A 23,240-nucleotide genomic window follows, 5' to 3' on the forward strand; every position below is an offset into this window, starting at 1 on the left:
TCGCAAGGTTCATATCAGACCGCTACCAGCACAATGGCGCCGATGACCAGCACGGCACCGGCTGCCATCGAGGCGGCGTACCAACGCAGTTGACCGGTCTCGGTACGGCTCAGGGAGTTGTGACCCCCTTTGGCCATACGCGGGATCAAACCGATGGTCTGATCGAGCGGGTCCTTGCGCAGTACATGGCTGATGGCCAGGTATGGCTTGACGAACAGTTTGTCGTAGATCCAGTCGAAGCCCCAGGCGGCGAACCACCAGGCCGAGAGCAGACGCCCGATGCCGCTGTTGGCGATGGCGGTCACAACGCGACGCTTGCCAAGGAACAACAGGGCGGCCAGCAGGATACCGGCCAGGGCGATGGCGCCCGAGGCGATTTCCAGGCTGTGCTTGGCTTCGCCACCGGCATGACCGACGCTCAGCGGCAGTACACCATGCAGGGGCGGAGTGATCATCGCGCCGATCCCGGTGGACAGCACGATCAGCACCACCAGCGGCAGCCAGTGGGAAATCCCGTGGCCGGCGTGGGCTTCGGTCTTGGCTTCACCGTGGAAGGTGATGAAGATCAGGCGGAAGGTATACAGCGAGGTCATGAACGCACCCACCAGGCCGGCGTACAGCAGGCCGTGGTTGCCGCTGGCGAAGGCTTCCCAGAGGATCTCGTCCTTGGAATAGAAGCCCGCGGTCACCAGAGGCAGGGCCGCCAGGGCTGCACCACCGACGATGAAGCTGGCGTAGGCCAGAGGCAACTTCTTCCACAGGCCGCCCATTTTGAAGATGTTCTGCTCGTGGTGGCAGGCAACGATCACCGCACCGGAAGCCAGGAACAGCAGGGCCTTGAAGAAGGCGTGGGTCATCAGGTGGAAGATCGCACCGTCCCAGGCGCCAACGCCCAGGGCCAGGAACATGTAGCCGATCTGGCTCATGGTGGAGTAGGCGAGGATCCGCTTGATGTCGGTCTGCACCAGCGCGGCGAAGCCGGCCAGTACCAGGGTCACGCCACCCACCAGGCCCACCAGGTGCAGGATTTCCGGCGCCAGGGTGAACAGACCGTGAGTACGGGCGATCAGGTAGACGCCGGCGGTGACCATGGTCGCGGCGTGGATCAGTGCCGAAACCGGGGTCGGACCGGCCATCGCGTCCGCCAACCAGGTCTGCAGCGGCAGTTGTGCGGATTTGCCCACGGCGCCGCCCAGCAGCATCAGGGTCGCCAGGGTGATCCAGAAGTCGCCGGCCTGGAATTTCTGCGGTGCCAGCACCAGCAGTTCCTGGACGTTCAGCGTGCCCACCTGTTGGAACAGAATGAACAGGCCGATGGCCATGAACACGTCGCCGATACGGGTGACGATAAAGGCCTTGAGTGCGGCGTTACCGTTGTTGCGGTTGCTGTAGTAGAAACCGATCAACAGGTAGGAGCACAGGCCCACGCCTTCCCAGCCGAAGTACAGGAACAACAGGTTATCGCCCAGCACCAGGAACAGCATGCTGGCGATAAACAGGTTGGTGTAGGCGAAGAAGCGCGAGTAGCCGGCTTCACCGCGCATGTACCAGGACGCGAACAGGTGGATCAAAAAGCCCACGCCCACCACCACACCCAGCATGGTCACGGACAGACCATCCAGGTACAGGGCGAAGTTCGGCGCGAAACCGTCCACCGACATCCACTGCCACAGCACCTGGGTGTAGTGACCACCCTCGGGCGGCGCGACGTTGAATTGCCAGATCACGTAGGCGGCCACGATGGCCGATAGGCCAATGGAGCCGACGCCGATCAGGGCCGAGAGGTTTTCCGAGAGGCGTCCCCGGGAGAACGACAGCAGCAGGAAACCGATCAGGGGGAATACGAAAGTCAGAAAGAGAAGGTTCATCCGCGCATCTCGCTGGCTGCATCGATATCGAGAGTGTGGAAGCGGCGGTACAGCTGCAGCAGGATCGCCAGGCCAATACTGGCCTCGGCGGCTGCCAGGCTGATCACCAGGATGAACATCACTTGTCCATCCGGTTGCGCCCAGCGGGCGCCCGCAACGATGAAGGCCAATGCCGAGGCGTTCATCATCACTTCCAGGCTCATCAATACGAAGAGGATGTTACGGCGGACCATCAGGCCGACCAGACCGAGGCAGAACAGGATGCCGGCAACTGCCAGGCCATGTTCCATCGGGATAGTACCGAGAGGGATAGTAGGCATCGTGTTACTCCTTCGCCTCGTTGCGGCCCAAGTGGAACGCCGTGACGGCTGCGGCGAGCAGCAGCATCGAGGCGAGTTCGACCACCAGCAGGTAAGGGCCGAACAGGCTGATGCCCACGGCCTTGGCGTCGACGGTGGTTTGACCGATACCGGCACCGCTCTGGTGGCTGAACAATACGTACAGCAGTTCAGCCAGCAGCAGGGCGGCGAGAATCACCGGGCCGATCCAGATGCCGGGCGTGAGCCAGATGCGCTCTTGCTGGGCCGCGGCCGGGCCGAGGTTGAGCATCATCACCACGAACACGAACAGCACCATGATGGCGCCGGCGTAGGCGATCACTTCCAGGGCACCGGCGAACGGTGCGCCGAGGCTGAAGAAGGTCATGGCCACGGCGATCAACGAAATGATCAGGTAGAGCAGGGCGTGCACAGGGTTGGTGTTGGTGACCACGCGCAGCGTGGAAACAACGGCAACACCTGATGCGAAATAGAAAGCGAATTCCATCGTTCTTCCTTAAGGCAGCAAGCTCTTCACGTTGATCGGCTCGGCTTCATTCTGCGCGGAGCCTTTTGGCTTACCGGCAATGGCCATACCTGCAACACGATAGAAGTTGTAGTCAGGGTTCTTTCCGGGACCGGAGATCAGGAGATCCTCTTTCTCGTAAACCAGGTCCTGACGTTTGAACTCGGCCATCTCGAAATCCGGTGTCAGCTGGATTGCGGTGGTCGGACAGGCTTCCTCGCAGAGACCGCAGAAAATGCAGCGTGAGAAGTTGATGCGGAAGAAGTCCGGGTACCAGCGACCGTCTTCGGTTTCAGCTTTCTGCAGCGAGATGCAACCCACAGGGCAGGCCACGGCGCACAGGTTGCAGGCTACGCAACGCTCTTCGCCATCGGGGTCGCGAGTCAGGACGATACGGCCACGGTAGCGTGGCGGCAGGTACACCGGCTCTTCGGGGTATTGCAGGGTGTCGCGTTTGCGAAAGCCGTGACCGAACACCATCACCAGGCTGCGCAACTGGGTACCAGTACCCTTAACGATGTCGCCAATATATTTGAACATGGGTCAAATCCTCACTGAACCGCGCCCGCAGGCGTGTTCAACAACACAAGCGCAGCGGTCACCAGCAAATTGATCAGGGTCAGCGGCAGGCAGAATTTCCAGCTGAAGTCCATCACCTGGTCATAACGCGGGCGCGGAATAGAGGCGCGCAGCAGGATGAACAGCATGATGAAGAACGCGGTCTTCAGGGCGAACCAGACGAAGGACAGTTGCGGCAGGATGCCGAACGGACCGTGCCAGCCACCGAAGAACAGGGTGACCAACAGTGCCGAGATCAAGATGATGCCGATGTACTCACCAACGAAGAACATGCCCCATTTCATGCCGGCGTATTCAATGTGGTAACCGTCGGCCAGTTCCTGCTCCGCTTCCGGCTGGTCGAAGGGGTGACGGTGAGTCACGGCCACGCCAGCGATGAAGAAGGTACAGAAGCCGAAGAACTGCGGAATGATGAACCACAGGTTCTGCGCCTGGTACTCGACGATGTCGCGCATGTTGAAGGAACCGACCTGAGCCACGATGCCCATCAGCGCCAGGCCCATGAACACTTCGTAGGACACGGTCTGGGCCGAGGCCCGCAAGCTGCCCAGCAGGGCGAACTTGTTGTTACTCGACCAGCCGGCGAACAGCACCGCGTAGACCGACAGGCCAGCCATGGCGAAGAAGAACAGCAGGCCGATGTTCAGGTCCGCGACGCCCCAGGTTGGGGTGATCGGGATGATCGCGAAGGCGATCAGCAGGGCAGACATGGCGACCACCGGTGCCAGGGTGAAGATCACCTTGTCGGCAAACGGCGGGGTCCAGTCTTCCTTGAAGAACATCTTCAGCATGTCGGCGGCGATCTGGAACATGCCGAACGGGCCAACGCGGTTCGGACCGTAACGGTCCTGCCACCAGCCCAGCAGGCGACGTTCGACGAAGCTCAGCAGCGCACCGGCGATGACCACCGCCAGCAGGATCACGACGGCCTTGACGACCGTCAGGATCACGTCGATCACTTCAGGGGTAAACCAACTCATTGCGCCGCCTCCTGCAGACCGTCAACGGATTTGCCAAAGAACGCCGGAGGAATCCCCGCCAGACCGGCAGGCAGGCCCACCAGGCCAGCACCCAGCTCTTCGTTGATGCGCAGTGGCAGACGCAGGGTCTGGCCGGCTACGTTCACCGCGAGCAGGGCACCGTCGTTGACACCCAGGCGATCGGCTTCGGACTTGGCCAGGGCCACGTAGGCCGCCGGAATGCGTTCCTGTACCGGAGCGGCTTTCGAAGAGTTCTCTTCGCTGCCGAACAGGTGATAGAACGGCACCGCTTGCCAGGTGCCCTGAGCCGGAGAGAAGGCCCGCGGTACGCTGGCGAACCAGTTGAGACGGTCGCCCTGGCTTTCGATCAGGCGAGTACCCGGATCACCGGCACGCAGATGGCCGCCGACTTCGTCCTGGAACTTGTTCCAGGCTTGCGGTGAGTTCCAGCCCGGCGACCAGGCGAACGGCACTTGCGAGCGCGGTTCGGCGGAGCCCGAGTAACCTTCCATGGAGTAGGCGAAGGCGGTATCCGGGTCTTGCGGGGTGCGCGGTTCATGCACGCTCTGGTTGGCGCGCATGGCGGTACGGCCGCTGTAGCGCAGCGGTTCGCGGGCCAGTTTCAGGCCTTTGATACGGAACGCTGCGGAAGGTGCCGCGTCGATGATGGAAGCCAGTTGCGGGGTGCTCGCGGCGCAGGCAGCGGTCACGTGGTCCAGCTGGGTCCAGTCCACCGGCTTGTTCAGCAGAGTGCTGCGCAGCGCATGCAGCCAGCGCCAGCCTTCGTGGACCATGATGCTGGCATCCAGGTAGGTCGGATCGAAGACCTGGAAGAAGCGCTGGGCGCGACCTTCCTGGCTGACCAGGGTGCCGTCGCCTTCGGCGAAGCTGGCCGCCGACAGCACCAGATGCGCGCGCTCCACGGTGGCGGTCTGTTGATGATCGGCAACGATCACCACCTTCGCCGCGTTCAGTGCGGCATCCACCTTGGCTGCGTCGGTGCGGGTGTACAGGTCGTTTTCCAGGACCACGATGGCGTCGGCCTTACCGTCGATCACCGCCTGCAGGGCCGCGTCCACGGATTCGCCACCGAGCATGGCCAGGCCGAGGCTGTTGGCCTCTGGCACGATCAGGCTGATGGAGCCGGCTTTGTCGCGCAGCTTCAAGGCTTTGGCGATGTTCGCTGCAGCTTCGATCAGCGCCTTGGAGCCCAGGGATGTACCGGAAATGATCAGTGGGCGCTTGGCCGCCAGCAGAGCGTCGGCAATACGCTTGGCCAGTTCCAGGGCTTCGCTGTCCAGGCCTTCCACGGCAGGGGCGCTGGCGTCGATGGCGTGGGCCACGGCGAAACCGATGCGCGCCAGGTCGTCCGGAGCGGCGTGTACACACTCCTCGGCGACGTCGTCGAGCTTGGTTTCAGCCAGGCTGGCAATGAACAGCGGGTTCAGCGCGTGCTGGCCGATGTTCTTCACGGCGGCGTCGAGCCAAGGCTGGACGCGCATGGCGTCGGCCATTTCCTCTGCCTTGCCCTTGACCGACTGGCGCAGGGCCAGGGCCATGCGTGCGGCGGTTTGGGTCAGGTCTTCGCCAAGGACGAAGATGGCATCGTGGTCTTCGATCTCGCGCATGTTCGGAACCGGCAGCGGACTGTCGTTCAGCACCTGCAGAACCAGGCGGATGCGCTCCAGTTCGGAAGCTTCGATACCACTGTAGAAGTGCTCGGCACCGACCAGCTCACGCAGGGCGTAGTTGCTTTCCAGGCTGGCGCGAGGCGAGCCGATACCGACGATGTTGCGACCGCGCAGCAGGTCGGCCGCCTGGTCCAGGGCCTGGTCCAGAGTCAGCTGGGTGCCATCGGCCAGTCGTGGCTGGCGCGGACGGTCCTTGCGGTTGACGTAGCCGTAGCCGAAACGGCCACGGTCGCAGAGGAAATACTGGTTCACCGAACCGTTGTAGCGGTTCTCGATGCGCCGCAGCTCGCCGTAGCGCTCACCCGGGGAGATGTTGCAACCGCTGGAGCAGCCATGGCAGATGCTCGGCGAGAACTGCATGTCCCACTTGCGGTTGTAGCGCTCGGAGTGAGTCTTGTCGGTGAACACACCGGTCGGGCAGACCTCGGTGAGGTTGCCGGAGAACTCGCTTTCCAGGGTGCCGTCTTCAACACGACCGAAGTACACGTTGTCGTGGGCGCCGTAGACGCCCAGGTCGGTGCCGCCGGCGTAGTCCTTGTAGAAGCGCACGCAGCGATAGCAGGCGATGCAGCGGTTCATTTCGTGGGAAATGAACGGGCCGAGGTCCTGGTTCTGGTGGGTGCGCTTGGTGAAGCGATAACGGCGCTCGTTGTGGCCGGTCATCACCGTCATGTCTTGCAGGTGGCAGTGACCGCCTTCCTCACAGACCGGGCAGTCGTGGGGGTGGTTGGTCATCAGCCATTCGACAACGCTGGCGCGGAAGGCCTTGGATTCTTCATCGTCGATGGAGATCCAGGTGTTGTCAGTGGCTGGGGTCATGCAGGACATGACGATACGACCACGGGTGTCGTTCTCGTCGGTGTACTGCTTGACCGCGCACTGGCGACAGGCACCAACGCTACCGAGAGCGGGGTGCCAGCAGAAATAAGGGATGTCGAGGCCTAGTGACAGACAAGCCTGTAACAGGTTGTCCGCCCCATCGACTTCGAGCGCTTTGCCGTCTACGTGGATAGTGGCCATGGTTCAAAGTTCTTCGTTGGCCCGGTGTCAGCGGGCGTGGCTAATGGAATCTTGTTATGCGTGCGAATCAACACAGCCGTTCACGGCGTCATCGCACGTCGAGCGCAGGGCACGGACCCTGCGCCCTCATCTAAGCGTTACGCGCCGACTACGATCGGTCGGGCCAGAGGCGGGACGGCGGCGCTGGTGGGCGCGATGCCGGCTTCGAACTCTGGACGGAAATACTTGATGGCACTGCCCAAAGGCTCCACGGCACCCGGTGCGTGAGCACAGAAGGTCTTGCCTGGGCCGAGGAACCCCACCAGACCCAGCAGGGTCTCGATGTCGCCCTGCTGGCCCTGGCCTTTTTCCAGGGCCATCAGCAGCTTGACGCTCCATGGCAGGCCGTCACGGCAAGGGGTGCAGAAGCCGCAGGATTCACGTGCGAAGAATTGCTCCATGTTGCGCAGCAGCGACACCATGTTGATGCTGTCGTCCACCGCCATGGCCAGGCCGGTACCCATGCGGGTGCCCACTTTGGCGATGCCGCCAGCGTACATTTGCGCATCCAGGTGTTCCGGCAGCAGGAAGCCGGTACCGGCGCCGCCGGGCTGCCAGCACTTGAGCTTGAAGCCGTCGCGCATGCCGCCGGCGTAGTCTTCGAACAGCTCGCGTGCGGTTACGCCGAAGGGCAGCTCCCACAGGCCAGGGTTCTTCACTTTGCCGGAGAAGCCCATCAGCTTGGTGCCGTGGTCTTCGCTGCCTTCGCGGGCCAGGGATTTGTACCACTCCACGCCGTCGCCGATGATCGCCGGCACGTTGCACAGGGTCTCGACGTTGTTCACGCACGTCGGCTTGCCCCACACGCCTACGGCAGCAGGGAAGGGCGGCTTGGAGCGTGGGTTGGCGCGACGGCCTTCCAGGGAGTTGATCAGTGCGGTTTCTTCACCGCAGATGTAACGCCCGGCGCCGGTGTGGACGAACAGCTCGAAATCGAAACCGCTGCCCAGGATGTTCTTGCCCAACAGGCCGGCGGCCTTGGCTTCCTCCACGGCACGCCGCAGGTGCTTGGCGGCAGTGGTGTATTCGCCGCGCAGGAAGATGTAGCCGCGGTAGGTCTTCAGTGCACGGGCACTGATCAGCATGCCTTCGATCAGCAGATGGGGCAGTTGCTCCATCAGCATGCGGTCCTTCCAGGTGTTGGGTTCCATTTCGTCCGCGTTGCACAGCAGGTAGCGGATGTTCATGGACTCGTCTTTGGGCATCAGGCCCCACTTCACGCCGGTGGGGAAGCCCGCACCGCCGCGACCCTTGAGACCGGCGTCCTTGACGGTCTGGACGATGTCGTCCTGGGACAGGTCGGCGAAAGCCTTGCGCGCCGCCGCGTAACCGTTCTTGGCCTGGTACTCGTCGAACCATACCGGCTCGCCGTCGTCACGCAGACGCCAGGTCAGGGGGTGGGTTTCTGCGGTACGCGCAATGCGGTTCGCAGGGCCGAAAGAGGTCAGGGTCATACGTAGCCCTCCAACAGTTTGGCCACGCCAGCAGGCTGTACGTCGCCGAAAGTGTCGTCGTCGATCATCAGCGCCGGGGCCTTGTCGCAGTTGCCCAGGCAGCACACCGGCAGCAGGGTGAAGCGGCCGTCGGCGGTGGTCTGGCCGAGGCCGATGCCCAGCTCGCTCTGAATCTGGCTGACCACGGACTCGTGGCCGCCGATGTAGCAGACCATGCTGTCGCAGACGCGAATGATGTGGCGGCCCACTGGCTGACGGAAGATCTGGCTGTAGAACGTCGCGACGCCTTCAACGTCGCTGGCGGGGATGCCAAGGATCTCGCCGATGGCGTAGACCGCGCCGTCCGGCACCCAGCCACGTTCCTTCTGGACGATCTTCAGGGCTTCGATCGACGCCGCGCGCGGGTCTTCGTAGTGATGCATCTCGTGCTCGATGGCCGAGCGCTCGGTTTCGCTCAGGGCGAAACGGTCTGTCTGGATAAGCGTGCTGTTCATGCTTAGCGGTCCACGTCGGCCATAACGAAGTCGATACTACCCAGGTACGCGATCAAGTCCGCGACCATGCTGCCGCGGATCACCGAAGGGATCTGCTGCAGGTGGGCGAAGCTTGGGGTGCGAATCCGGGTGCGGTAGCTCATGGTGCCGCCATCGCTCGTCAGGTAATAACTGTTGATGCCCTTGGTCGCTTCGATCATCTGGAAGGATTCGTTGGCCGGCATCACCGGGCCCCACGAAACCTGCAGGAAGTGCGTGATCAAGGTTTCGATGTGCTGCAGGGTGCGCTCTTTCGGCGGCGGCGTGGTCAGCGGGTGATCCGCCTTGTACGGGCCTTCCGGCATGTTGCGCAGGCACTGGTCGATGATCTTGATGCTCTGGCGCATCTCCTCGACGCGAACCATGCAGCGGTCGTAGGCGTCACCGTTGGCCGCCAGTGGAACTTCGAACTCGAAGTTCTCGTAGCCGGAGTACGGACGAGCCTTGCGCAGGTCGAAATCGCAGCCGGTGGAACGCAGGCCGGCACCGGTGACGCCCCACTCCAGGGCCTCCTTGGTGTTGTAGGCGGCGACACCGATGGTCCGCCCCTTTAGGATGCTGTTCTGCAGGGCAGCCTTGGTGTACTCGTCGAGGCGCTTGGGCAGCCATTCGACGAAGTCCTTGACCAGCTTTTCCCAGCCGCGGGGCAGGTCGTGGGCGACGCCGCCGATGCGGTACCAGGCCGGGTGCAGACGGAAGCCGGTGATGGCTTCGATCACGGTGTAGGCACGCTGACGGTCGGTGAAGGTGAAGAACACCGGGGTCATGGCTCCGACGTCCTGGATGTAGGTACCCAGGAACAGCAGGTGGCTGGTGATGCGGAAGAACTCGGCCATCATGATGCGGATGACGTCGACCTTCTCCGGTACCTTGATGCCGGCCAGCTTCTCGACCGAGAGCACGTACGGCAGGTTGTTCATCACCCCGCCGAGGTAGTCGATACGGTCGGTGTAAGGGATGAAGCTGTGCCAGGACTGACGCTCGGCCATTTTCTCAGCACCACGGTGGTGGTAGCCGATGTCCGGAACGCAGTCGACGATCTCTTCACCGTCCAGCTGCAGGATGATGCGGAACGCACCGTGGGCCGATGGGTGGTTCGGGCCCAGGTTGAGGAACATATAGTCCTCGTTGGCACCGGAACGCTTCATGCCCCAGTCTTCTGGACGGAAGCGCGCGGCTTCTTCTTCCAACTGCTGCTTGGCCAGGGTCAGGCTGAACGGGTCGAACTCGGTGGCGCGGGCCGGGAAGTCCTTGCGCAGCGGGTGACCTTCCCAGGTCGGCGGCATCATGATCCGCGAAAGGTGAGGGTGGCCGGCAAAGTCGATGCCGAACATGTCCCAGACTTCACGCTCGTACCAGTTGGCATTGGGCCAGATACCGGTCACGGTCGGCAGACTGAGGTCGCCTTCGGACAGGGCCACCTTGATCATCACGTCGCTGTTACGTTCGATCGACAGCAAGTGGTAGAACACGCTGAAATCGGCACTCGGCAGGCCTTGACGCTTGGTGCGCAGGCGCTCGTCCACGCCATGCAGGTCATAGAGCATGACGTACGGCTTGGGCAGGTTGCGCAGGAAGGTCAGGATTTCAACGAGTTTGGAGCGGGTAACCCACAGCACCGGCATGCCGGTGCGGGTGGCCTGGGCGGTGAACGCCTCAGGGCCAAAACGGTTATTGAGTTCGACGACCACATCCTGGTCGTCAGCCTTATAAGGCGGGATGTACAGAGCACTGCCTGTAGTCATGGTTTTTTATCGCTTTCGGTCAACGTAAAGAGTGAAGCCAGTGTCGTTTCTTTGTCAGAACAGATCTGGATCAGACTTCGTCAGGGCTGCGCAGGTTGGTGACCTGAATACGCTGTTCGCGGCGCTGCTCCTTTTGCGACGGCATCTCGGCGCGATATACGCCTTGATCACCGACGACCCAGGACAGTGGGCGACGCTCCTGGCCAATGGATTCTTGCAACAGCATCAAGCCTTGCAGGAATGCTTCGGGGCGGGGCGGGCAGCCAGGTACGTAGACGTCCACGGGCAGGAACTTGTCCACCCCCTGAACTACGGAGTAGATGTCGTACATGCCACCGGAGTTGGCGCACGAACCCATGGAGATAACCCATTTGGGCTCGAGCATTTGCTCATAGAGACGCTGGATGATCGGCGCCATTTTGATGAAGCAGGTGCCGGCAATAACCATGAAATCCGCCTGACGCGGCGATGCCCGGATAACCTCGGCGCCAAAGCGCGCGATGTCGTGGGGCGCCGTGAAGGCAGTGGTCATTTCCACGTAGCAGCAGGACAGACCGAAGTTGTACGGCCACAGGGAGTTCTTACGCCCCCAGTTGACCGTGCCGCTCAGCACGTCTTCCAGCTTGCCCATGAAGATGTTTTTGTGGACCTGATCCTCTAACGGATCGGAAACGGTTTCCCGTTCGCCGATCGGGTACTGATCGTTAGGAGCATCGGGGTCGATCCTGGTGAGATTGTATTGCATCGCCAAAGCCTCATTGTTTTAGCTTCGCCTGCCGCTTACGACGACCTTCCGGAGCCCAGTCAAGAGCCCCCACTCGCCAAAGGTAGACAAGACCTGCCAACAGAATTGCTATGAAAACGAGAGCTTCGACGAATCCGGTCCAGCCGCTTTCGCGGACGGACACAGACCAGGCAAAGAGAAAGAGGGCTTCGATATCGAAGATCACGAAGAGCATCGCGACCAGATAGAATTTGGCTGAGAGCCGCAAGCGGGCGCCACCGGTAGGTAGCATGCCGGACTCGAACGGTTCGTTTTTGCTGCGGCCCCAGGCTTTTGACCCGAGGAGGCTGGAGACGCCGAGCATGAAGGCACAAAGGCCGACAACACCCAGAAGGAAAATGGCAAAGCCCCAGTTGTGGGCCATGAGTCCTGTCGCTTCGGGCATGCTGGTAATCCTTAACAGAGAGCAAGAGTCTCTGAGCTTGATAAAGAAATAAAGCAGTGACGATATGTCGCAGCGCAATCAATCGCGCTGATTTTATGGCTAAACACCGGGCAAGTAAAATTTCTAAAGCGAAATTGTTTATCGTAATAAGGACATAGCTCACCTCTGTAGCCCCGTAAGCCGCGGCCTGTGGGCATTAGGGGAGGTTTTGTTAATTATGTTTTGTTGCTGCTGCAACGAAAGTTATAGCAGCTAAATGATAATCAATATTGTTTAGGTGTTGTTTTAATCTGCTTTCCTTCGGGGAGTGGGAAAGTTGCTTGTTATATCCCTGTTACTGCAAGTAGCAGGGGCGCACCTTTTAACCTGTTTCGCTCTGGGTAACACCGCTCTGGATCAATGTTTGGCGAGCTTTCTTGCAGGGGCCGGGCACCTCGAGGTTTTTGAGGGGGGGGCGCAGGGGAGCGGTTCGCCGGCAAGCTGGCTGTTGCAGGTTTGGCGGGCAAAAAAACGCCCCGAACCAGTCGGGGCGTCAGTTGTACAGCAATGCAGTTGTTTTTACCGGGCCTGCATTGGCCGCTCGATCAAGGCGCGAGGCCTGGGATCAATGGAACTGCTCTTCTTCGGTGGAGCCGGTCAGAGCGGTTACCGAGGACGAACCACCCTGGATCACGGTAGTCATGTCGTCGAAGTAGCCGGTGCCCACTTCCTGCTGGTGAGCCACGAAGGTGTAGCCTTTGGCGGCGTCAGCGAATTCCTGCTCTTGCAGCTTCACGTAGGCAGTCATGTCGTTGCGGGCGTAGTCGTGCGCCAGGTTGAACATGCTGTGCCACATGTTGTGGATACCGGCCAGGGTGATGAACTGGTGCTTGTAACCCATGGCGGACAGTTCGCGCTGGAACTTGGCGATGGTCGCGTCGTCCAGGTTTTTCTTCCAGTTGAAGGAAGGCGAGCAGTTGTACGACAGGATTTGGTCCGGGTATTCCTTCTTGATCGCTTCGGCGAAACGACGGGCTTCGTCCAGGTCCGGCTTGGCGGTTTCGCACCAGATCAGGTCGGCGTACGGAGCGTAAGCCAGGCCGCGGGCGATCGCTTGATCCAGACCGGCTTTTACTTTGTAGAAGCCTTCCTGGGTGCGAGTGCCGGTCACGAACGGCTGGTCGTACGGGTCGCAGTCCGAAGTCAGCAGGTCAGCAGCGTTGGCGTCGGTACGGGCCAGGATGATGGTCGGTACACCGGCAACGTCTGCCGCCAGGCGGGCAGCGGTCAGCTTCTGTACGGCTTCCTGGGTTGGAACCAGCACCTTGCCGCCCATGTGGCCGCACTTCTTCACGGAAGCCAGTTGGTCTTCGAAGTGAACGCCGGCGGCGCCCGCTTCGATCATGCTCTTCATCAGCTCGTAGGCGTTCAGCACGCCGCCGAAACCGGCTTCAGCGTCGGCCACGATTGGCGCGAAGTAGTCGATGTAGCCGTCGTCGCCCGGGTTCTTGCCGGCTTTCCACTGGATCTGGTCGGCACGACGGAACGAGTTGTTGATGCGCTTGACCACGGTCGGAACCGAATCCACCGGGTACAGCGACTGGTCGGGGTACATGGATTCGGCGGAGTTGTTGTCCGCAGCCACTTGCCAGCCGGACAGGTAGATGGCCTGGATGCCGGCTTTGACCTGTTGAACAGCCTGGCCGCCGGTCAGGGCGCCCATGCAGTTGACGAAATCTTTCTCAGGACGGAAGGACGGCTTGGCACCTTGGGTGACCAGGTTCCAGAGCTTCTCGGCGCCCATGCGTGCCAGGGTGTGCTCGGGTTGGACCGAACCACGCAGACGGACCACGTCGGCAGCGGAATAAGTGCGAGTCACGCCTTTCCAGCGCGGGTTTTCAGCCCAGTCTTTTTCAAGGGCTGCAATTTGCTGTTCGCGTGTCAGTGCCATGGAGATAAACCTCGTCGCGTCTTGTGTAAAAAGTCGTTCTTGGTTGGAGAATTCCGGCTCCGCCGATCACGCGTCGTAACGTTGCGTGGAAGGCTGCTCGCTGACCAGGAAGCTTAGGCGGTCCAGTCGGGTCTGGCGGGGATGGCGACGGGTGAACGATGGGCTCGAGGGGAGAGTGAGCAGGTGAAGGCGAGCTGCGGTGCGCATGCGGGCGTCGTGGGCCTTGGTGCGTTCCATCAGTGTGTTGCCGATCGACCTAAATACGCTTCCGTCCCTCGGGACAACTTCGTTCCAGTCGCAATCTCGTCAAACACACCTTGTGGGCAGTACAGACACGAATCGGCTCAGGTGGGTAGGTTAGAGCGGCGATCCGAAGGCCCTTGCCAGGGCCCCTGATTAGCGGGAGCGAGGCCATCATGCCCGCGGTTTTTTGGCTCGTCAAATGTTTTGTAGTGCTTTTTTTATGGCACTACATCTTTGGTCTAATACGACTAATCAGTCAGTTTTTGGTGCTTTAGTCCAAGGCGTCGACCTTGACGCGCAAGGTCATGTCATCCCGTCCTTGAGTCGAGTAGCTGCGCCCCAGGGCCTGCTTGTCGGCCTGGGTCTGGCGATTGACCCCGGCCAGGGTGATCCACTCGCCGAGGCGCCCACTGACAGTTGTGTCGGTACTTTGCACGTTCACTACATCAGGGCGTTCCTGGCTCATACGGTCGCGGTTGGTGCTGATACTCAGGTGCACGGTCTCGCCGGTGACGCTGGCTGTCACGTAGAAGCCCTGGGTGACGTTGCGGTATTGGGTCTGGTTTTGCAGGCGACCGTAGGGATCGGTCTGGGTGGTGGTCAGGGGTACGCTCTGGCCAACCTGGATCAGCGCCGGCACGCCTTCGCTGGCCTGGACCTGTTGGATGCCGCCATCGCGGCTCTCGGTGCTGCGATTGATGATGCGCGTTTGCGGTGCACCATTGACCGAATAACCCTGGTTATCCTGGAAGTTGTTCTCGTTGGTGTCGACGGTGATCAGCAGACGCTTGGCCGCGGTATCCAGTTGCGCAATGAAGGCCCGCAGTTCGGCGATCTTGCCCGGCTCGGCGTTGACGATCAGCTGGTTGCCATAGGCGCTGACCTTGCCGTCCTTGCCCAGAAAATTCTGCGCCACCGGCAGCAGGTCGGCGCTGGTGCGGTTGTTAAGGGGCACGATCTCGGTGGCGGCCATGACCGAGCAGCTGAAGGTCAGCAGCAGCGTCGTGAGCAAGGTGCGTAGGGACATATCCGTTATCTCCGCGAGTAGCTGGCGTAAAGCCTTGAGTTTGACACTTTGTCGGCTTTGGGTGGGGCAAGTTGAATCCTAGACGGCAAAACGCCCCGGCATCCTGGTCTTGCGCCTGGTGGGCGCAAGGGGATGGCGGGGCGTTCGCTCTGGCCATTGCCGCTGGGGCTTGTCGGTCAGGCGCCGCGAACCATGTCGACGTGGGGGATTCCCGCTTCGAGGAATTCCTCGCTGACAATCGAGAAGCCCAAGCGCTCGTAGAACGGTGTGGCCTGGACCTGGGCGCTGAGCATCTGTTGCTTCAGGCCGCGCTTCTCGGCTTCGTCGATCACTGCGCGCATCAGCGCATCGCCGACCTTGAGGCCGCGCCAGTCCTTGAGTACCGAGACCCGGCCGACATGGCCGTCCGGCAGCAGGCGCGCGGTACCGATAGGGAAATCACCCTCGCAGGCCAGAAAGTGCACCGCGCTGTCGTCGTCGGCGTCCCACTCCAGTTCGGGCGGAACCGATTGCTCGGCAATGAACACTGCTTCACGAATGCGCCGGATCTCGGCGTTATCCTTTTGCCAGTCTGCGACACGTACGTGAATCTTATTCATCGGCAAACCCCAGGCTCCCTTGCTTGACCAGTTCACACAGCAGGCCGCGCCCATCTTCATCCGCCAGCCAAGGGCCGAGGTTGTCGATATGCAGGGCGTCGGCGGCGCAAATCATTTTCAGCAGCTCGCGCAGTTTACCGGGAAGCAGGCGACTTTGGCCGCTGGCGAACAGCAGCAGGTCTTCATCGACCTCCGACCAGGCCAGGCGTGCGCTTGGATTGCGGATCAGGATCGCGCCCTGTTCCAGGCTGCCCAGCAGGTCGTCCTCTTCCAGTTCCGGGCCGACCACCAGTTCCGGGTAGCGTGGCTCGGTCATGAACTGGCCGAACCAGGTCAGCAGCAGGCGTTCGTCGCTCATGTGCTCGGCCAGCAGGCCCTTGAGGCGATCGAGGGCGTCCTGCTGGATCTGGTGCGGGTCGCTGGCCGGCTGCACGTCGGCGTCGGTGTAGCGCTCTTCGTCCGGCAGGAACTGGCCGAGGAAGTCGGTGAAGTGAGTCAGCACTTCAGCGGCGCTCGGGGCGCGGAAGCCCACCGAGTAGGTCATGCAGTCGTTCAGCGCGACGCCGTAGTGGGCCAGGCGTGGGGGTAGGTAGAGCATATCGCCCGGCTCCAGGACCCAGCTTTCGGTCTCTTCGAATTCGGCGAGGATGCGCAGGTCCGCGTGCTGCAGCAGCGGGCTCTCGGAGTCGCACATCTGGCCGATCTTCCAGTTGCGCTTGCCGTGGCCTTGCAGCAGGAACACGTCGTAGTTGTCAAAGTGCGGGCCGACGTTACCGCCCGGTGCGGCGAAGCTGATCATCACGTCATCGATGCGCCAGCTCGGCAGGAAGCGGAAGTGCTCCAGCAGCTCGGCGACTTCCGGGACGAACTGGTCCACGGCCTGGACCAGCAGGGTCCAGTCGCGCTCTGGCAGCTTGCTGAACTCGTCTTCGGCGAACGGGCCGCGGCGCAGTTCCCATGGACGTTCGCCTTTCTCGATCACCAGGCGCGATTCGACTTCTTCTTCCAGGGCCAGGCCGGCCAGTTCGTCAGGTTCGATCGGGCTTTCGAAGTCAGGCAGGGCCTGACGGATCAGCAGGGGCTTCTTCTGCCAGTAGTCACGCAGAAATTCCCGTGCAGTGATGCCGCCCAGAAGTTGAAGTGGAATGTCAGGATTCATTTGTAACCTATTGAAAAAGTTTACTTTTCTAGCAGGAATAAAAACGCCCGGCGCGGCCGGGCGTCAAAAGGTCGAGCAGTCGGTCAGATGCGCTTGGCCTGGGCCGCGGCATTGCCGATGTAACTGGCCGGGGTGAGCTGCTTCAGCTCGGCCTTGGCCGCGGCCGGCATGTCCAGCCCGTCGATGAAAGTCTGCAGCGCTTCAGGGCTGATGCCCTTGCCGCGGGTCAGTTCCTTGAGCTTTTCGTACGGATTTTCGATGTTGTAGCGACGCATCACGGTCTGAATCGGCTCGGCCAGGACTTCCCAGCAAGCGTCCAGGTCTTCGGCGATCCTCGAAGCGTTGAGCTCCAGTTTGCTGATGCCTTTTAGGCTGGCTTCGTAGGCGATCACGCTGTGAGCGAAGCCCACGCCCAGGTTGCGCAGGACGGTGGAGTCGGTCAGGTCGCGCTGCCAGCGTGAGATCGGCAGCTTGCTCGCCAGGTGCTGGAACAGGGCGTTGGCGATCCCCAGGTTGCCTTCGGAGTTTTCGAAGTCGATCGGGTTGACCTTGTGCGGCATGGTCGAGGAACCGATTTCGCCGGCAATGGTGCGTTGCTTGAAGTAGCCCAGGGAGATGTAGCCCCAGATATCGCGATCGAAGTCGATCAGGATGGTGTTGAAGCGGGCGATGGCATCGAACAGCTCGGCAATGTAGTCGTGCGGCTCGATCTGCGTGGTGTAGGGGTTGAAGGCCAGGCCCAGCTCGTCTTCGATGAAGGCGCGGGCATTGGCTTCCCAGTCGATGTCCGGATAGGCCGACAGGTGGGCGTTGTAGTTGCCCACGGCGCCGTTGATCTTGCCCAGCAGTGGCACGGCGGCGACCTGAGCGATCTGGCGCTCCAGACGGTACACGACGTTGGCCAGTTCCTTGCCCAGGGTGGTCGGCGAGGCCGGCTGGCCGTGGGTGCGCGACAGCATCGGCACTTCGGCGAAGCGGATCGCCAGTTCGCGGATGGCGTTGGCGGTCTGGCGCATCAGCGGCAGCATCACGTCATCACGGCCTTCGCGCAGCATCAGGGCGTGGGACAGGTTGTTGATGTCCTCGCTGGTGCAGGCGAAGTGTATGAACTCACTGACGTTGGCCAGCTCAGGCAGCTTGGCGGCTTGTTCCTTGAGCAGGTACTCGATGGCCTTGACGTCGTGGTTGGTGGTGCGCTCGATCTCTTTGACGCGCTCGGCGTGCTCTAGGGAGAAGTTCTCTGCCAGGGCATTGAGGACGGCGTTGGCTTCGGCGGAGAACGCCGGCACTTCGCTGATGGCGCTGTGGGCGGCCAGGCGCTGGAGCCAGCGCACTTCAACGAGGACGCGAGCACGGATCAGGCCGTATTCGCTGAAAATGGGGCGCAGGGCCTGGGTTTTGCCGGCGTAGCGGCCGTCAACAGGGGAAACCGCAGTGAGCGAAGAGAGCTGCATGGGGTGTTCTCGGACAGTCGGGCAACGAAATGGGGCGCGTATCATACATGAAAATATCCGCAGGTCCGTTGCCAACTGACCAGCGTCTTACGCGCAGCTCTTGAAAAATCAGGCGCAGCTCAGCTGCTGCGCATCAATGGATAAAGCTCTTTGAGCAATTTGCGCCGGCTGATCACCAGTTGCCAGCGATGGCCGCCCAACTGGCGCCACAGGCGTGCGGAACGAATGCCGGCCAGCAGCAGGGCGCGAATTTTCGAGGCATTGCTCGGTTGCTGCAGGTTGCGCATGTCGCCATGTACCTGAATGCGCTGGCGCAGGGTGCTCAGGGTGTCCTGGTACAGCCCGCCGCACGCGGCAATGACGTTTTCGTGGGCCGGGCCGAAGTGTTCGACCTGGGACTGGATCTGCGGCAGGCGCTTGCCGATGGTTTCCAGCAGGTCTTCGCGCTTGGCCAACTGACGTTCCAGGCCAAGCATCGACAAGGCGTAGCGCAGCGGCTCGCGTTGCAGAGTGCTGGGGTCGCGCTCCAGGGCGCCGATCAGGGCGCGGTAGCCCTCGCGCAGGTTGATGTCGTCGCCGCCATAGACTTCTAGGGTGTCCTTCGGATCACGGATCAGCAGGCTGCCGAGCATGCAGCTCAAGGCAGCTTCGCTGACCTGGCCGGTCTTGGCGATGCGGTCCACCAGCACCGCTGCGAGGAATACCCCACCCAGCGCCGTCAGTTGCTCCTGAATCGGGCTCATGGACGGACGTCCTTGCTGCTCCAGGGTTCGGCGACTTCGATGACGCCGCCGCCAAGGCAGATTTCACCGTCGTAGAACACCACGGACTGGCCGGGGGTTACGGCGCGCTGCGGGTCGTCGAAGGTGGCGCGGTAGCCGTTGGCGGTCTTTTCCAGGGTGCAGGGCTGGTCGCTCTGGCGGTAGCGCACCTTGGCGGTCAGGCGCCGTGGCTGGCTCAGGTCGATAGGGTTGACCCAATAGATGTCGGAAGCCAGCAGGGCGCGAGAGAACAGCCATGGGTGATCGTTGCCCTGGCCAACGATCAACTCGTTGTGCTCCAGGTCCTTGATCAACACGTACCACGGCTCTTCGCCGGCGTCTTTCAGGCCGCCGATGCCCAGGCCCTGGCGTTGGCCGATGGTGTGGTACATCAGGCCGTGATGGCGGCCGATGACTTCACCTTCGGTGGTCTTGATCTCGCCGGGCTGGGCCGGCAGGTATTGCTTGAGGAAGTCGCTGAAGCGCCGCTCACCGATAAAGCAGATGCCGGTGGAGTCTTTCTTCTTTGCCGTGGCCAGGTCGTGTTTCTCGGCGATGGCGCGTACTTCGGGTTTTTCCAGCTCGCCCACCGGGAACAGGGTCTTGGCGATCTGCTCGCCGCCCACGGCATGCAGGAAGTAGCTCTGGTCCTTGTTCGGGTCCAGGCCCTTGAGCAGTTCGGTGCGGCCGTCGATGTCGCGACGGCGCACATAGTGGCCGGTGGCGATCAGGTCGGCGCCGAGCATCATGGCGTAGTCGAGGAACGCCTTGAACTTGATTTCGCGGTTGCAGAGGATGTCCGGGTTCGGCGTGCGACCGGCCTTGTATTCGGCCAGGAAGTGCTCGAACACGTTGTCCCAGTACTCGGCGGCGAAGTTGGCGGTGTGCAGCTTGATGCCAAGCTTGTCGCACACGGCCTGGGCATCCGCCAGGTCGTCCATGGCGGTGCAGTACTCGGTTCCGTCGTCTTCCTCCCAGTTCTTCATGAACAGGCCTTCCACCTGGTATCCCTGCTCCATCAGCAGGAGGGCGGAAACGGAAGAATCCACGCCGCCGGACATGCCGACAATGACGCGCTTCTTTTGGGTGTCAGAAGGGGCTGGATCACGCATAGGAATTCAATGGGTGTCTTGAAAAAGGACGCGATTCTAACAGGCTGAGGCCTGCAAGGCTAAAACTGCGGTTAAAGCATTGGTCGGATCAGCGCCAGGCTGTGCAGTTGGCCGTCCAGGTAATCGTCCAGGCACTGCAGGATCAGCTCGCTGCGCCAGTTGGCCCGTTGCTCCAGCAGTTGCTCGCGGCTCATCCAGCGTGGGCCGATGATGCCGTCGTCCAGCTGATAGTCCGGACGGTGGCGCAGTGGCTTGGCGGCGAAGCACACGCGCTGGTAAGTCACGCCGTTGCTGGGGGCGGTGTACAGGTAGATGCCGACCACGCCGGTCAACTCCACGTCCCAGCCGGTTTCCTCCAGGGTTTCGCGGATGGCCGCCTGGAGCAGGCTTTCATTGGCATCCAGGTGTCCGGCAGGCTGATTGAGCACGGCCTGTTCGCCCGAGTATTCCTCGACGAACAGGAAGCGGCCCTGGTCTTCGACGATGGTGGCGACAGTGATATGGGGTTGCCATTCCATAAGGGCACTCCTTTATAAGAGGCGGGCATTTTAGGCGGCGGCTTGTCGGCGAAGCGAGCGCCGCATGTCCGGCGTGGAGGCGTTCGCCGACAAGCCGGCTGCTTGTGGGCCCAGAAGCACAAACCCCGGCGCGGGGCCGGGGTTTGTGTGTTCGCTTCTGCTTACACCAGCGCAGCGATGGCCGCGTTGAGGGTGGTGCTCGGGCGCATGGCCTGGCTCACCAGCTCAGGGTTGGCGCTGTAGTAGCCACCGATGTCCACAGGCTTGCCCTGTACGGCGTTGAGCTCGGCGACGATGGTCGCTTCGTTCTCGGTCAGGGTCTTGGCCAGGGTGCTGAACTGCGCTTGCAGGGCAGCATCCTCGGTCTGGGCGGCCAGGGCTTGTGCCCAGTACAGCGCCAGGTAGAAGTGGCTGCCGCGGTTGTCGATGTTGCCGACTTTGCGCGATGGCGACTTGTTGTTGTCGAGGAACTGACCGGTAGCCTGGTCCAGGGTCTTGGCCAGTACCAGGGCTTTCGGGTTGTTGTAGGTGTTGCCCAGGTGCTCGAGGGAAGCGGCCAGGGCCAGGAACTCACCCAGGGAATCCCAGCGCAGGAAGTTCTCTTCCAGCAGCTGTTGCACGTGCTTCGGGGCCGAACCGCCGGCGCCGGTTTCGAACAGGCCGCCACCGTTCATCAGTGGCACGATCGACAGCATCTTGGCGCTGGTGCCCAGTTCCATGATCGGGAACAGGTCGGTCAGGTAGTCGCGCAGTACGTTGCCGGTCACCGAGATGGTGTCCTTGCCGTCACGGGTGCGGGCCAGGGTGAACTTCATGGCTTCAACCGGGGACATGATGCGGATGTCCAGGTCGCTGGTGTCGTGATCCTTCAGGTAGGCCTGAACTTTTTCGATCATCACGCCGTCGTGGGCGCGCATCGGGTCCAGCCAGAAGATCGCTGGGGTGCTGCTGGCGCGAGCACGGTTGACGGCCAGCTTGACCCAGTCCTGGATCGGTGCGTCTTTGGTCTGACACATGCGGAAGATGTCGCCGGCTTCGACTTTCTGCTCCAGCAGCAGCTTGCCTTGGCTGTCGGTCACGCGAACCACGCCATCAGCCTTGATTTCGAAGGTCTTGTCGTGGGAGCCGTATTCTTCGGCTTTTTTCGCCATCAGGCCGACGTTCGGCACGCTGCCCATGGTGGTCGGATCGAACGCGCCATTGGCTTTGCAGTCTTCGATCACGGCCTGGTAGATGGTGGCGTAGCAACGGTCCGGGATCACTGCCTTGGTGTCGTGCAGTTGGCCGTCGGTGCCCCACATCTTGCCGGAGTCACGGATCATCGCCGGCATCGAGGCGTCGACGATCACGTCGCTCGGCACGTGCAGGTTGGTGATGCCTTTATCGGAGTTGACCATGGCCAGGGCCGGGCGGGCTGCATAGACGGCCTGGATGTCGGCTTCGATCGCGGCTTGCTGATCGGCCGGCAGGGCCTTGATGCGGGCGTACAGGTCGCCGATGCCGTTGTTCAGGTTGAAGCCGATTTCTTGCAGGACGGCGGCGTGCTTGCTCAGGGCGTCCTGATAGAACTCGGCAACGATCTGGCCGAACATGATTGGGTCGGAGACTTTCATCATGGTGGCTTTGAGGTGCACCGACAGCAGTACGCCTTGTTTCTTGGCGTCTTCGATTTCGGCGGCGATGAAGGCGCGCAGGGCCTTTTTGCTCATCACGGCGCAGTCGAGGATCTCACCGGCTTGCACGGTGGTTTTTTCTTTCAGGACGGTGGCGGTGCCGTCTTGGGCGATCAGTTCGATCTTGACGCTGTCTGCGGCTTCGATCAGCGCGGCTTTTTCGCTGCCGTAGAAGTCGCCGTTGCTCATGTGGGCAGCGTGGGACTTGGAGTCCTTGGCCCAGGCGCCCATCTTGTGCGGGTGCTTGCGCGCGTAGTTCTTCACCGACAGCGGAGCGCGGCGGTCGGAGTTGCCTTCACGCAGGACCGGGTTCACGGCGCTGCCCTTGACCTTGTCGTAACGCGCCTTGGCGTCTTTGTCGGCGTCGCAGGTCACGGTTTCCGGGTAGTCCGGCAGGGCATAGCCCTGGGCCTGCAGTTCCTTGATCGCGGCTTGCAGTTGCGGTACCGAGGCGCTGATGTTCGGCAGCTTGATGATGTTGGCTTCCGGGGTAACGGCCAGTTCGCCCAGTTCGGCAAGGTGGTCCGGTACCGCTTTGGCACCCAACTGCTCAGGGAAGCTGGCGAGGATGCGGCCGGCCAGGGAGATGTCGCGGGTTTCCACGGCGATATCAGCCGAAGCGGTGAAGGCTTCTACGATAGGCAGCAGGGAATAGGTGGCGAGGGCCGGGGCTTCGTCGGTGAAGGTGTAGATGATCTTCGAGCGGGTGGGCATATTCGGATTAACTCTCTTCTTTGCTAAAGCGTGCGCAGAAACTCGAGGTGCGCCGGGTAAGCGCTTTCGTTCAAAGGTCATCCATGAGCCGAATGTCGAGGTTTCTTCGCGGTGATGTTGGGTGCATCA

The 23,240-nt window shown here is 61.7% G+C and carries 20 protein-coding genes; all 20 read right to left on the bottom strand.

What is annotated here, in order from left to right:
* Window positions 1–14: 14 nt before the first annotated feature.
* The 20 genes from nuoL to Q8O96_RS24095 all read right to left on the bottom strand — a co-directional run bounded on the left by nuoL (window position 15) and on the right by Q8O96_RS24095 (window position 23,111).
* Complete coding sequence (gene nuoL, locus Q8O96_RS24000; RefSeq protein ID WP_102864714.1) at window positions 15–1,868, bottom strand: NADH-quinone oxidoreductase subunit L; 1,854 nt, start codon at window positions 1,866–1,868, stop codon at window positions 15–17.
* Entirely contained in the window at window positions 1,865–2,188 is a 324-nt protein-coding gene (gene nuoK / locus Q8O96_RS24005; RefSeq protein WP_016964784.1) for an NADH-quinone oxidoreductase subunit NuoK, read from the bottom strand. Before nuoK ends, nuoL begins: the two co-directional genes overlap by 4 nt.
* 4 nt (window positions 2,189–2,192) lie before the next feature.
* Window positions 2,193–2,693: an NADH-quinone oxidoreductase subunit J gene (nuoJ, locus tag Q8O96_RS24010; protein WP_102864715.1), complete on the bottom strand. Its 501-nt coding sequence runs from the start codon at window positions 2,691–2,693 to the stop codon at window positions 2,193–2,195.
* Between the two features lie 9 nt (window positions 2,694–2,702).
* Entirely contained in the window at window positions 2,703–3,251 is a 549-nt protein-coding gene (gene nuoI / locus Q8O96_RS24015; protein WP_003223795.1) for an NADH-quinone oxidoreductase subunit NuoI, read from the bottom strand.
* Between the two features lie 11 nt (window positions 3,252–3,262).
* Window positions 3,263–4,270, bottom strand: a complete 1,008-nt coding sequence (gene nuoH / locus Q8O96_RS24020) for an NADH-quinone oxidoreductase subunit NuoH (protein WP_102864716.1) — start codon at window positions 4,268–4,270, stop codon at window positions 3,263–3,265.
* Window positions 4,267–6,981: an NADH-quinone oxidoreductase subunit NuoG gene (gene nuoG, locus Q8O96_RS24025; RefSeq protein ID WP_115580498.1), complete on the bottom strand. Its 2,715-nt coding sequence runs from the start codon at window positions 6,979–6,981 to the stop codon at window positions 4,267–4,269. The genes nuoH and nuoG overlap by 4 nt, the downstream gene beginning before the upstream one ends.
* A gap of 137 nt (window positions 6,982–7,118) precedes the next feature.
* Complete coding sequence (gene nuoF, locus Q8O96_RS24030; RefSeq protein WP_011062189.1) at window positions 7,119–8,474, bottom strand: NADH-quinone oxidoreductase subunit NuoF; 1,356 nt, start codon at window positions 8,472–8,474, stop codon at window positions 7,119–7,121.
* Window positions 8,471–8,968: an NADH-quinone oxidoreductase subunit NuoE gene (gene nuoE, locus Q8O96_RS24035; RefSeq protein WP_011062188.1), complete on the bottom strand. Its 498-nt coding sequence runs from the start codon at window positions 8,966–8,968 to the stop codon at window positions 8,471–8,473. Before nuoE ends, nuoF begins: the two co-directional genes overlap by 4 nt.
* Before the next feature lie 2 nt (window positions 8,969–8,970).
* The gene (gene nuoC / locus Q8O96_RS24040) at window positions 8,971–10,752 is read right to left on the bottom strand and encodes an NADH-quinone oxidoreductase subunit C/D (RefSeq protein ID WP_102864719.1); all 1,782 of its coding nucleotides are present in this window, start codon (window positions 10,750–10,752) and stop codon (window positions 8,971–8,973) included.
* Between the two features lie 70 nt (window positions 10,753–10,822).
* Window positions 10,823–11,497, bottom strand: a complete 675-nt coding sequence (locus tag Q8O96_RS24045; RefSeq protein ID WP_305949531.1) for an NADH-quinone oxidoreductase subunit B family protein — start codon at window positions 11,495–11,497, stop codon at window positions 10,823–10,825.
* 10 nt (window positions 11,498–11,507) lie between these two features.
* A complete protein-coding gene (locus Q8O96_RS24050) occupies window positions 11,508–11,921 on the bottom strand; it encodes an NADH-quinone oxidoreductase subunit A (RefSeq protein WP_011062185.1) in 414 nt (137 codons plus the stop codon).
* Between the two features lie 604 nt (window positions 11,922–12,525).
* Entirely contained in the window at window positions 12,526–13,851 is a 1,326-nt protein-coding gene (gene aceA / locus Q8O96_RS24055; RefSeq protein ID WP_025126589.1) for an isocitrate lyase, read from the bottom strand.
* A 514-nt stretch (window positions 13,852–14,365) separates the two neighbouring features.
* A complete protein-coding gene (locus Q8O96_RS24060) occupies window positions 14,366–15,121 on the bottom strand; it encodes a secretin N-terminal domain-containing protein (protein WP_102864720.1) in 756 nt (251 codons plus the stop codon).
* Between the two features lie 176 nt (window positions 15,122–15,297).
* Window positions 15,298–15,720: a GNAT family N-acetyltransferase gene (locus tag Q8O96_RS24065; RefSeq protein ID WP_102864721.1), complete on the bottom strand. Its 423-nt coding sequence runs from the start codon at window positions 15,718–15,720 to the stop codon at window positions 15,298–15,300.
* The gene (locus tag Q8O96_RS24070; protein ID WP_102864722.1) at window positions 15,713–16,879 is read right to left on the bottom strand and encodes a cupin domain-containing protein; all 1,167 of its coding nucleotides are present in this window, start codon (window positions 16,877–16,879) and stop codon (window positions 15,713–15,715) included. Before Q8O96_RS24070 ends, Q8O96_RS24065 begins: the two co-directional genes overlap by 8 nt.
* 83 nt (window positions 16,880–16,962) lie before the next feature.
* Complete coding sequence (gene purB / locus Q8O96_RS24075; RefSeq protein WP_102864723.1) at window positions 16,963–18,333, bottom strand: adenylosuccinate lyase; 1,371 nt, start codon at window positions 18,331–18,333, stop codon at window positions 16,963–16,965.
* Between the two features lie 119 nt (window positions 18,334–18,452).
* Window positions 18,453–19,076: a high frequency lysogenization protein HflD gene (gene hflD / locus Q8O96_RS24080; RefSeq protein ID WP_025126594.1), complete on the bottom strand. Its 624-nt coding sequence runs from the start codon at window positions 19,074–19,076 to the stop codon at window positions 18,453–18,455.
* Complete coding sequence (gene mnmA, locus Q8O96_RS24085; protein WP_102864724.1) at window positions 19,073–20,206, bottom strand: tRNA 2-thiouridine(34) synthase MnmA; 1,134 nt, start codon at window positions 20,204–20,206, stop codon at window positions 19,073–19,075. Before mnmA ends, hflD begins: the two co-directional genes overlap by 4 nt.
* A gap of 71 nt (window positions 20,207–20,277) precedes the next feature.
* Window positions 20,278–20,724: an NUDIX hydrolase gene (locus Q8O96_RS24090; protein ID WP_115580497.1), complete on the bottom strand. Its 447-nt coding sequence runs from the start codon at window positions 20,722–20,724 to the stop codon at window positions 20,278–20,280.
* 161 nt (window positions 20,725–20,885) lie between these two features.
* Complete coding sequence (locus tag Q8O96_RS24095) at window positions 20,886–23,111, bottom strand: NADP-dependent isocitrate dehydrogenase (RefSeq protein ID WP_305949532.1); 2,226 nt, start codon at window positions 23,109–23,111, stop codon at window positions 20,886–20,888.
* Between the last annotated feature and the right edge of the window lie 129 nt (window positions 23,112–23,240).

Source organism: Pseudomonas sp. LPH60 (assembly GCF_030718165.1).
GTDB lineage: Bacteria > Pseudomonadota > Gammaproteobacteria > Pseudomonadales > Pseudomonadaceae > Aquipseudomonas > Aquipseudomonas danubii.

Bases quoted from the DNA above. Each gene is read 5' to 3' on its own strand.
- Q8O96_RS24060 (WP_102864720.1), bottom strand. From the start codon at position 15,121: ATGTCCCTACGCACCTTGCTCACGACGCTGCTGCTGACCTTCAGCTGC.
- nuoL (WP_102864714.1), bottom strand. From the start codon at position 1,868: ATGAACCTTCTCTTTCTGACTTTCGTATTCCCCCTGATCGGTTTCCTG.
- Q8O96_RS24050 (WP_011062185.1), bottom strand. From the start codon at position 11,921: ATGCCCGAAGCGACAGGACTCATGGCCCACAACTGGGGCTTTGCCATT.
- nuoF (WP_011062189.1), bottom strand. From the start codon at position 8,474: ATGACCCTGACCTCTTTCGGCCCTGCGAACCGCATTGCGCGTACCGCA.
- Q8O96_RS24090 (WP_115580497.1), bottom strand. From the start codon at position 20,724: ATGGAATGGCAACCCCATATCACTGTCGCCACCATCGTCGAAGACCAG.
- Q8O96_RS24065 (WP_102864721.1), bottom strand. From the start codon at position 15,720: ATGAATAAGATTCACGTACGTGTCGCAGACTGGCAAAAGGATAACGCC.
- nuoJ (WP_102864715.1), bottom strand. From the start codon at position 2,693: ATGGAATTCGCTTTCTATTTCGCATCAGGTGTTGCCGTTGTTTCCACG.
- Q8O96_RS24070 (WP_102864722.1), bottom strand. From the start codon at position 16,879: ATGAATCCTGACATTCCACTTCAACTTCTGGGCGGCATCACTGCACGG.
- nuoK (WP_016964784.1), bottom strand. From the start codon at position 2,188: ATGCCTACTATCCCTCTCGGTACTATCCCGATGGAACATGGCCTGGCA.
- purB (WP_102864723.1), bottom strand. From the start codon at position 18,333: ATGCAGCTCTCTTCGCTCACTGCGGTTTCCCCTGTTGACGGCCGCTAC.
- nuoI (WP_003223795.1), bottom strand. From the start codon at position 3,251: ATGTTCAAATATATTGGCGACATCGTTAAGGGTACTGGTACCCAGTTG.
- mnmA (WP_102864724.1), bottom strand. From the start codon at position 20,206: ATGCGTGATCCAGCCCCTTCTGACACCCAAAAGAAGCGCGTCATTGTC.
- nuoH (WP_102864716.1), bottom strand. From the start codon at position 4,270: ATGAGTTGGTTTACCCCTGAAGTGATCGACGTGATCCTGACGGTCGTC.
- nuoE (WP_011062188.1), bottom strand. From the start codon at position 8,968: ATGAACAGCACGCTTATCCAGACAGACCGTTTCGCCCTGAGCGAAACC.
- aceA (WP_025126589.1), bottom strand. From the start codon at position 13,851: ATGGCACTGACACGCGAACAGCAAATTGCAGCCCTTGAAAAAGACTGG.
- hflD (WP_025126594.1), bottom strand. From the start codon at position 19,076: ATGAGCCCGATTCAGGAGCAACTGACGGCGCTGGGTGGGGTATTCCTC.
- Q8O96_RS24045 (WP_305949531.1), bottom strand. From the start codon at position 11,497: ATGCAATACAATCTCACCAGGATCGACCCCGATGCTCCTAACGATCAG.
- nuoG (WP_115580498.1), bottom strand. From the start codon at position 6,981: ATGGCCACTATCCACGTAGACGGCAAAGCGCTCGAAGTCGATGGGGCG.
- Q8O96_RS24095 (WP_305949532.1), bottom strand. From the start codon at position 23,111: ATGCCCACCCGCTCGAAGATCATCTACACCTTCACCGACGAAGCCCCG.
- nuoC (WP_102864719.1), bottom strand. From the start codon at position 10,752: ATGACTACAGGCAGTGCTCTGTACATCCCGCCTTATAAGGCTGACGAC.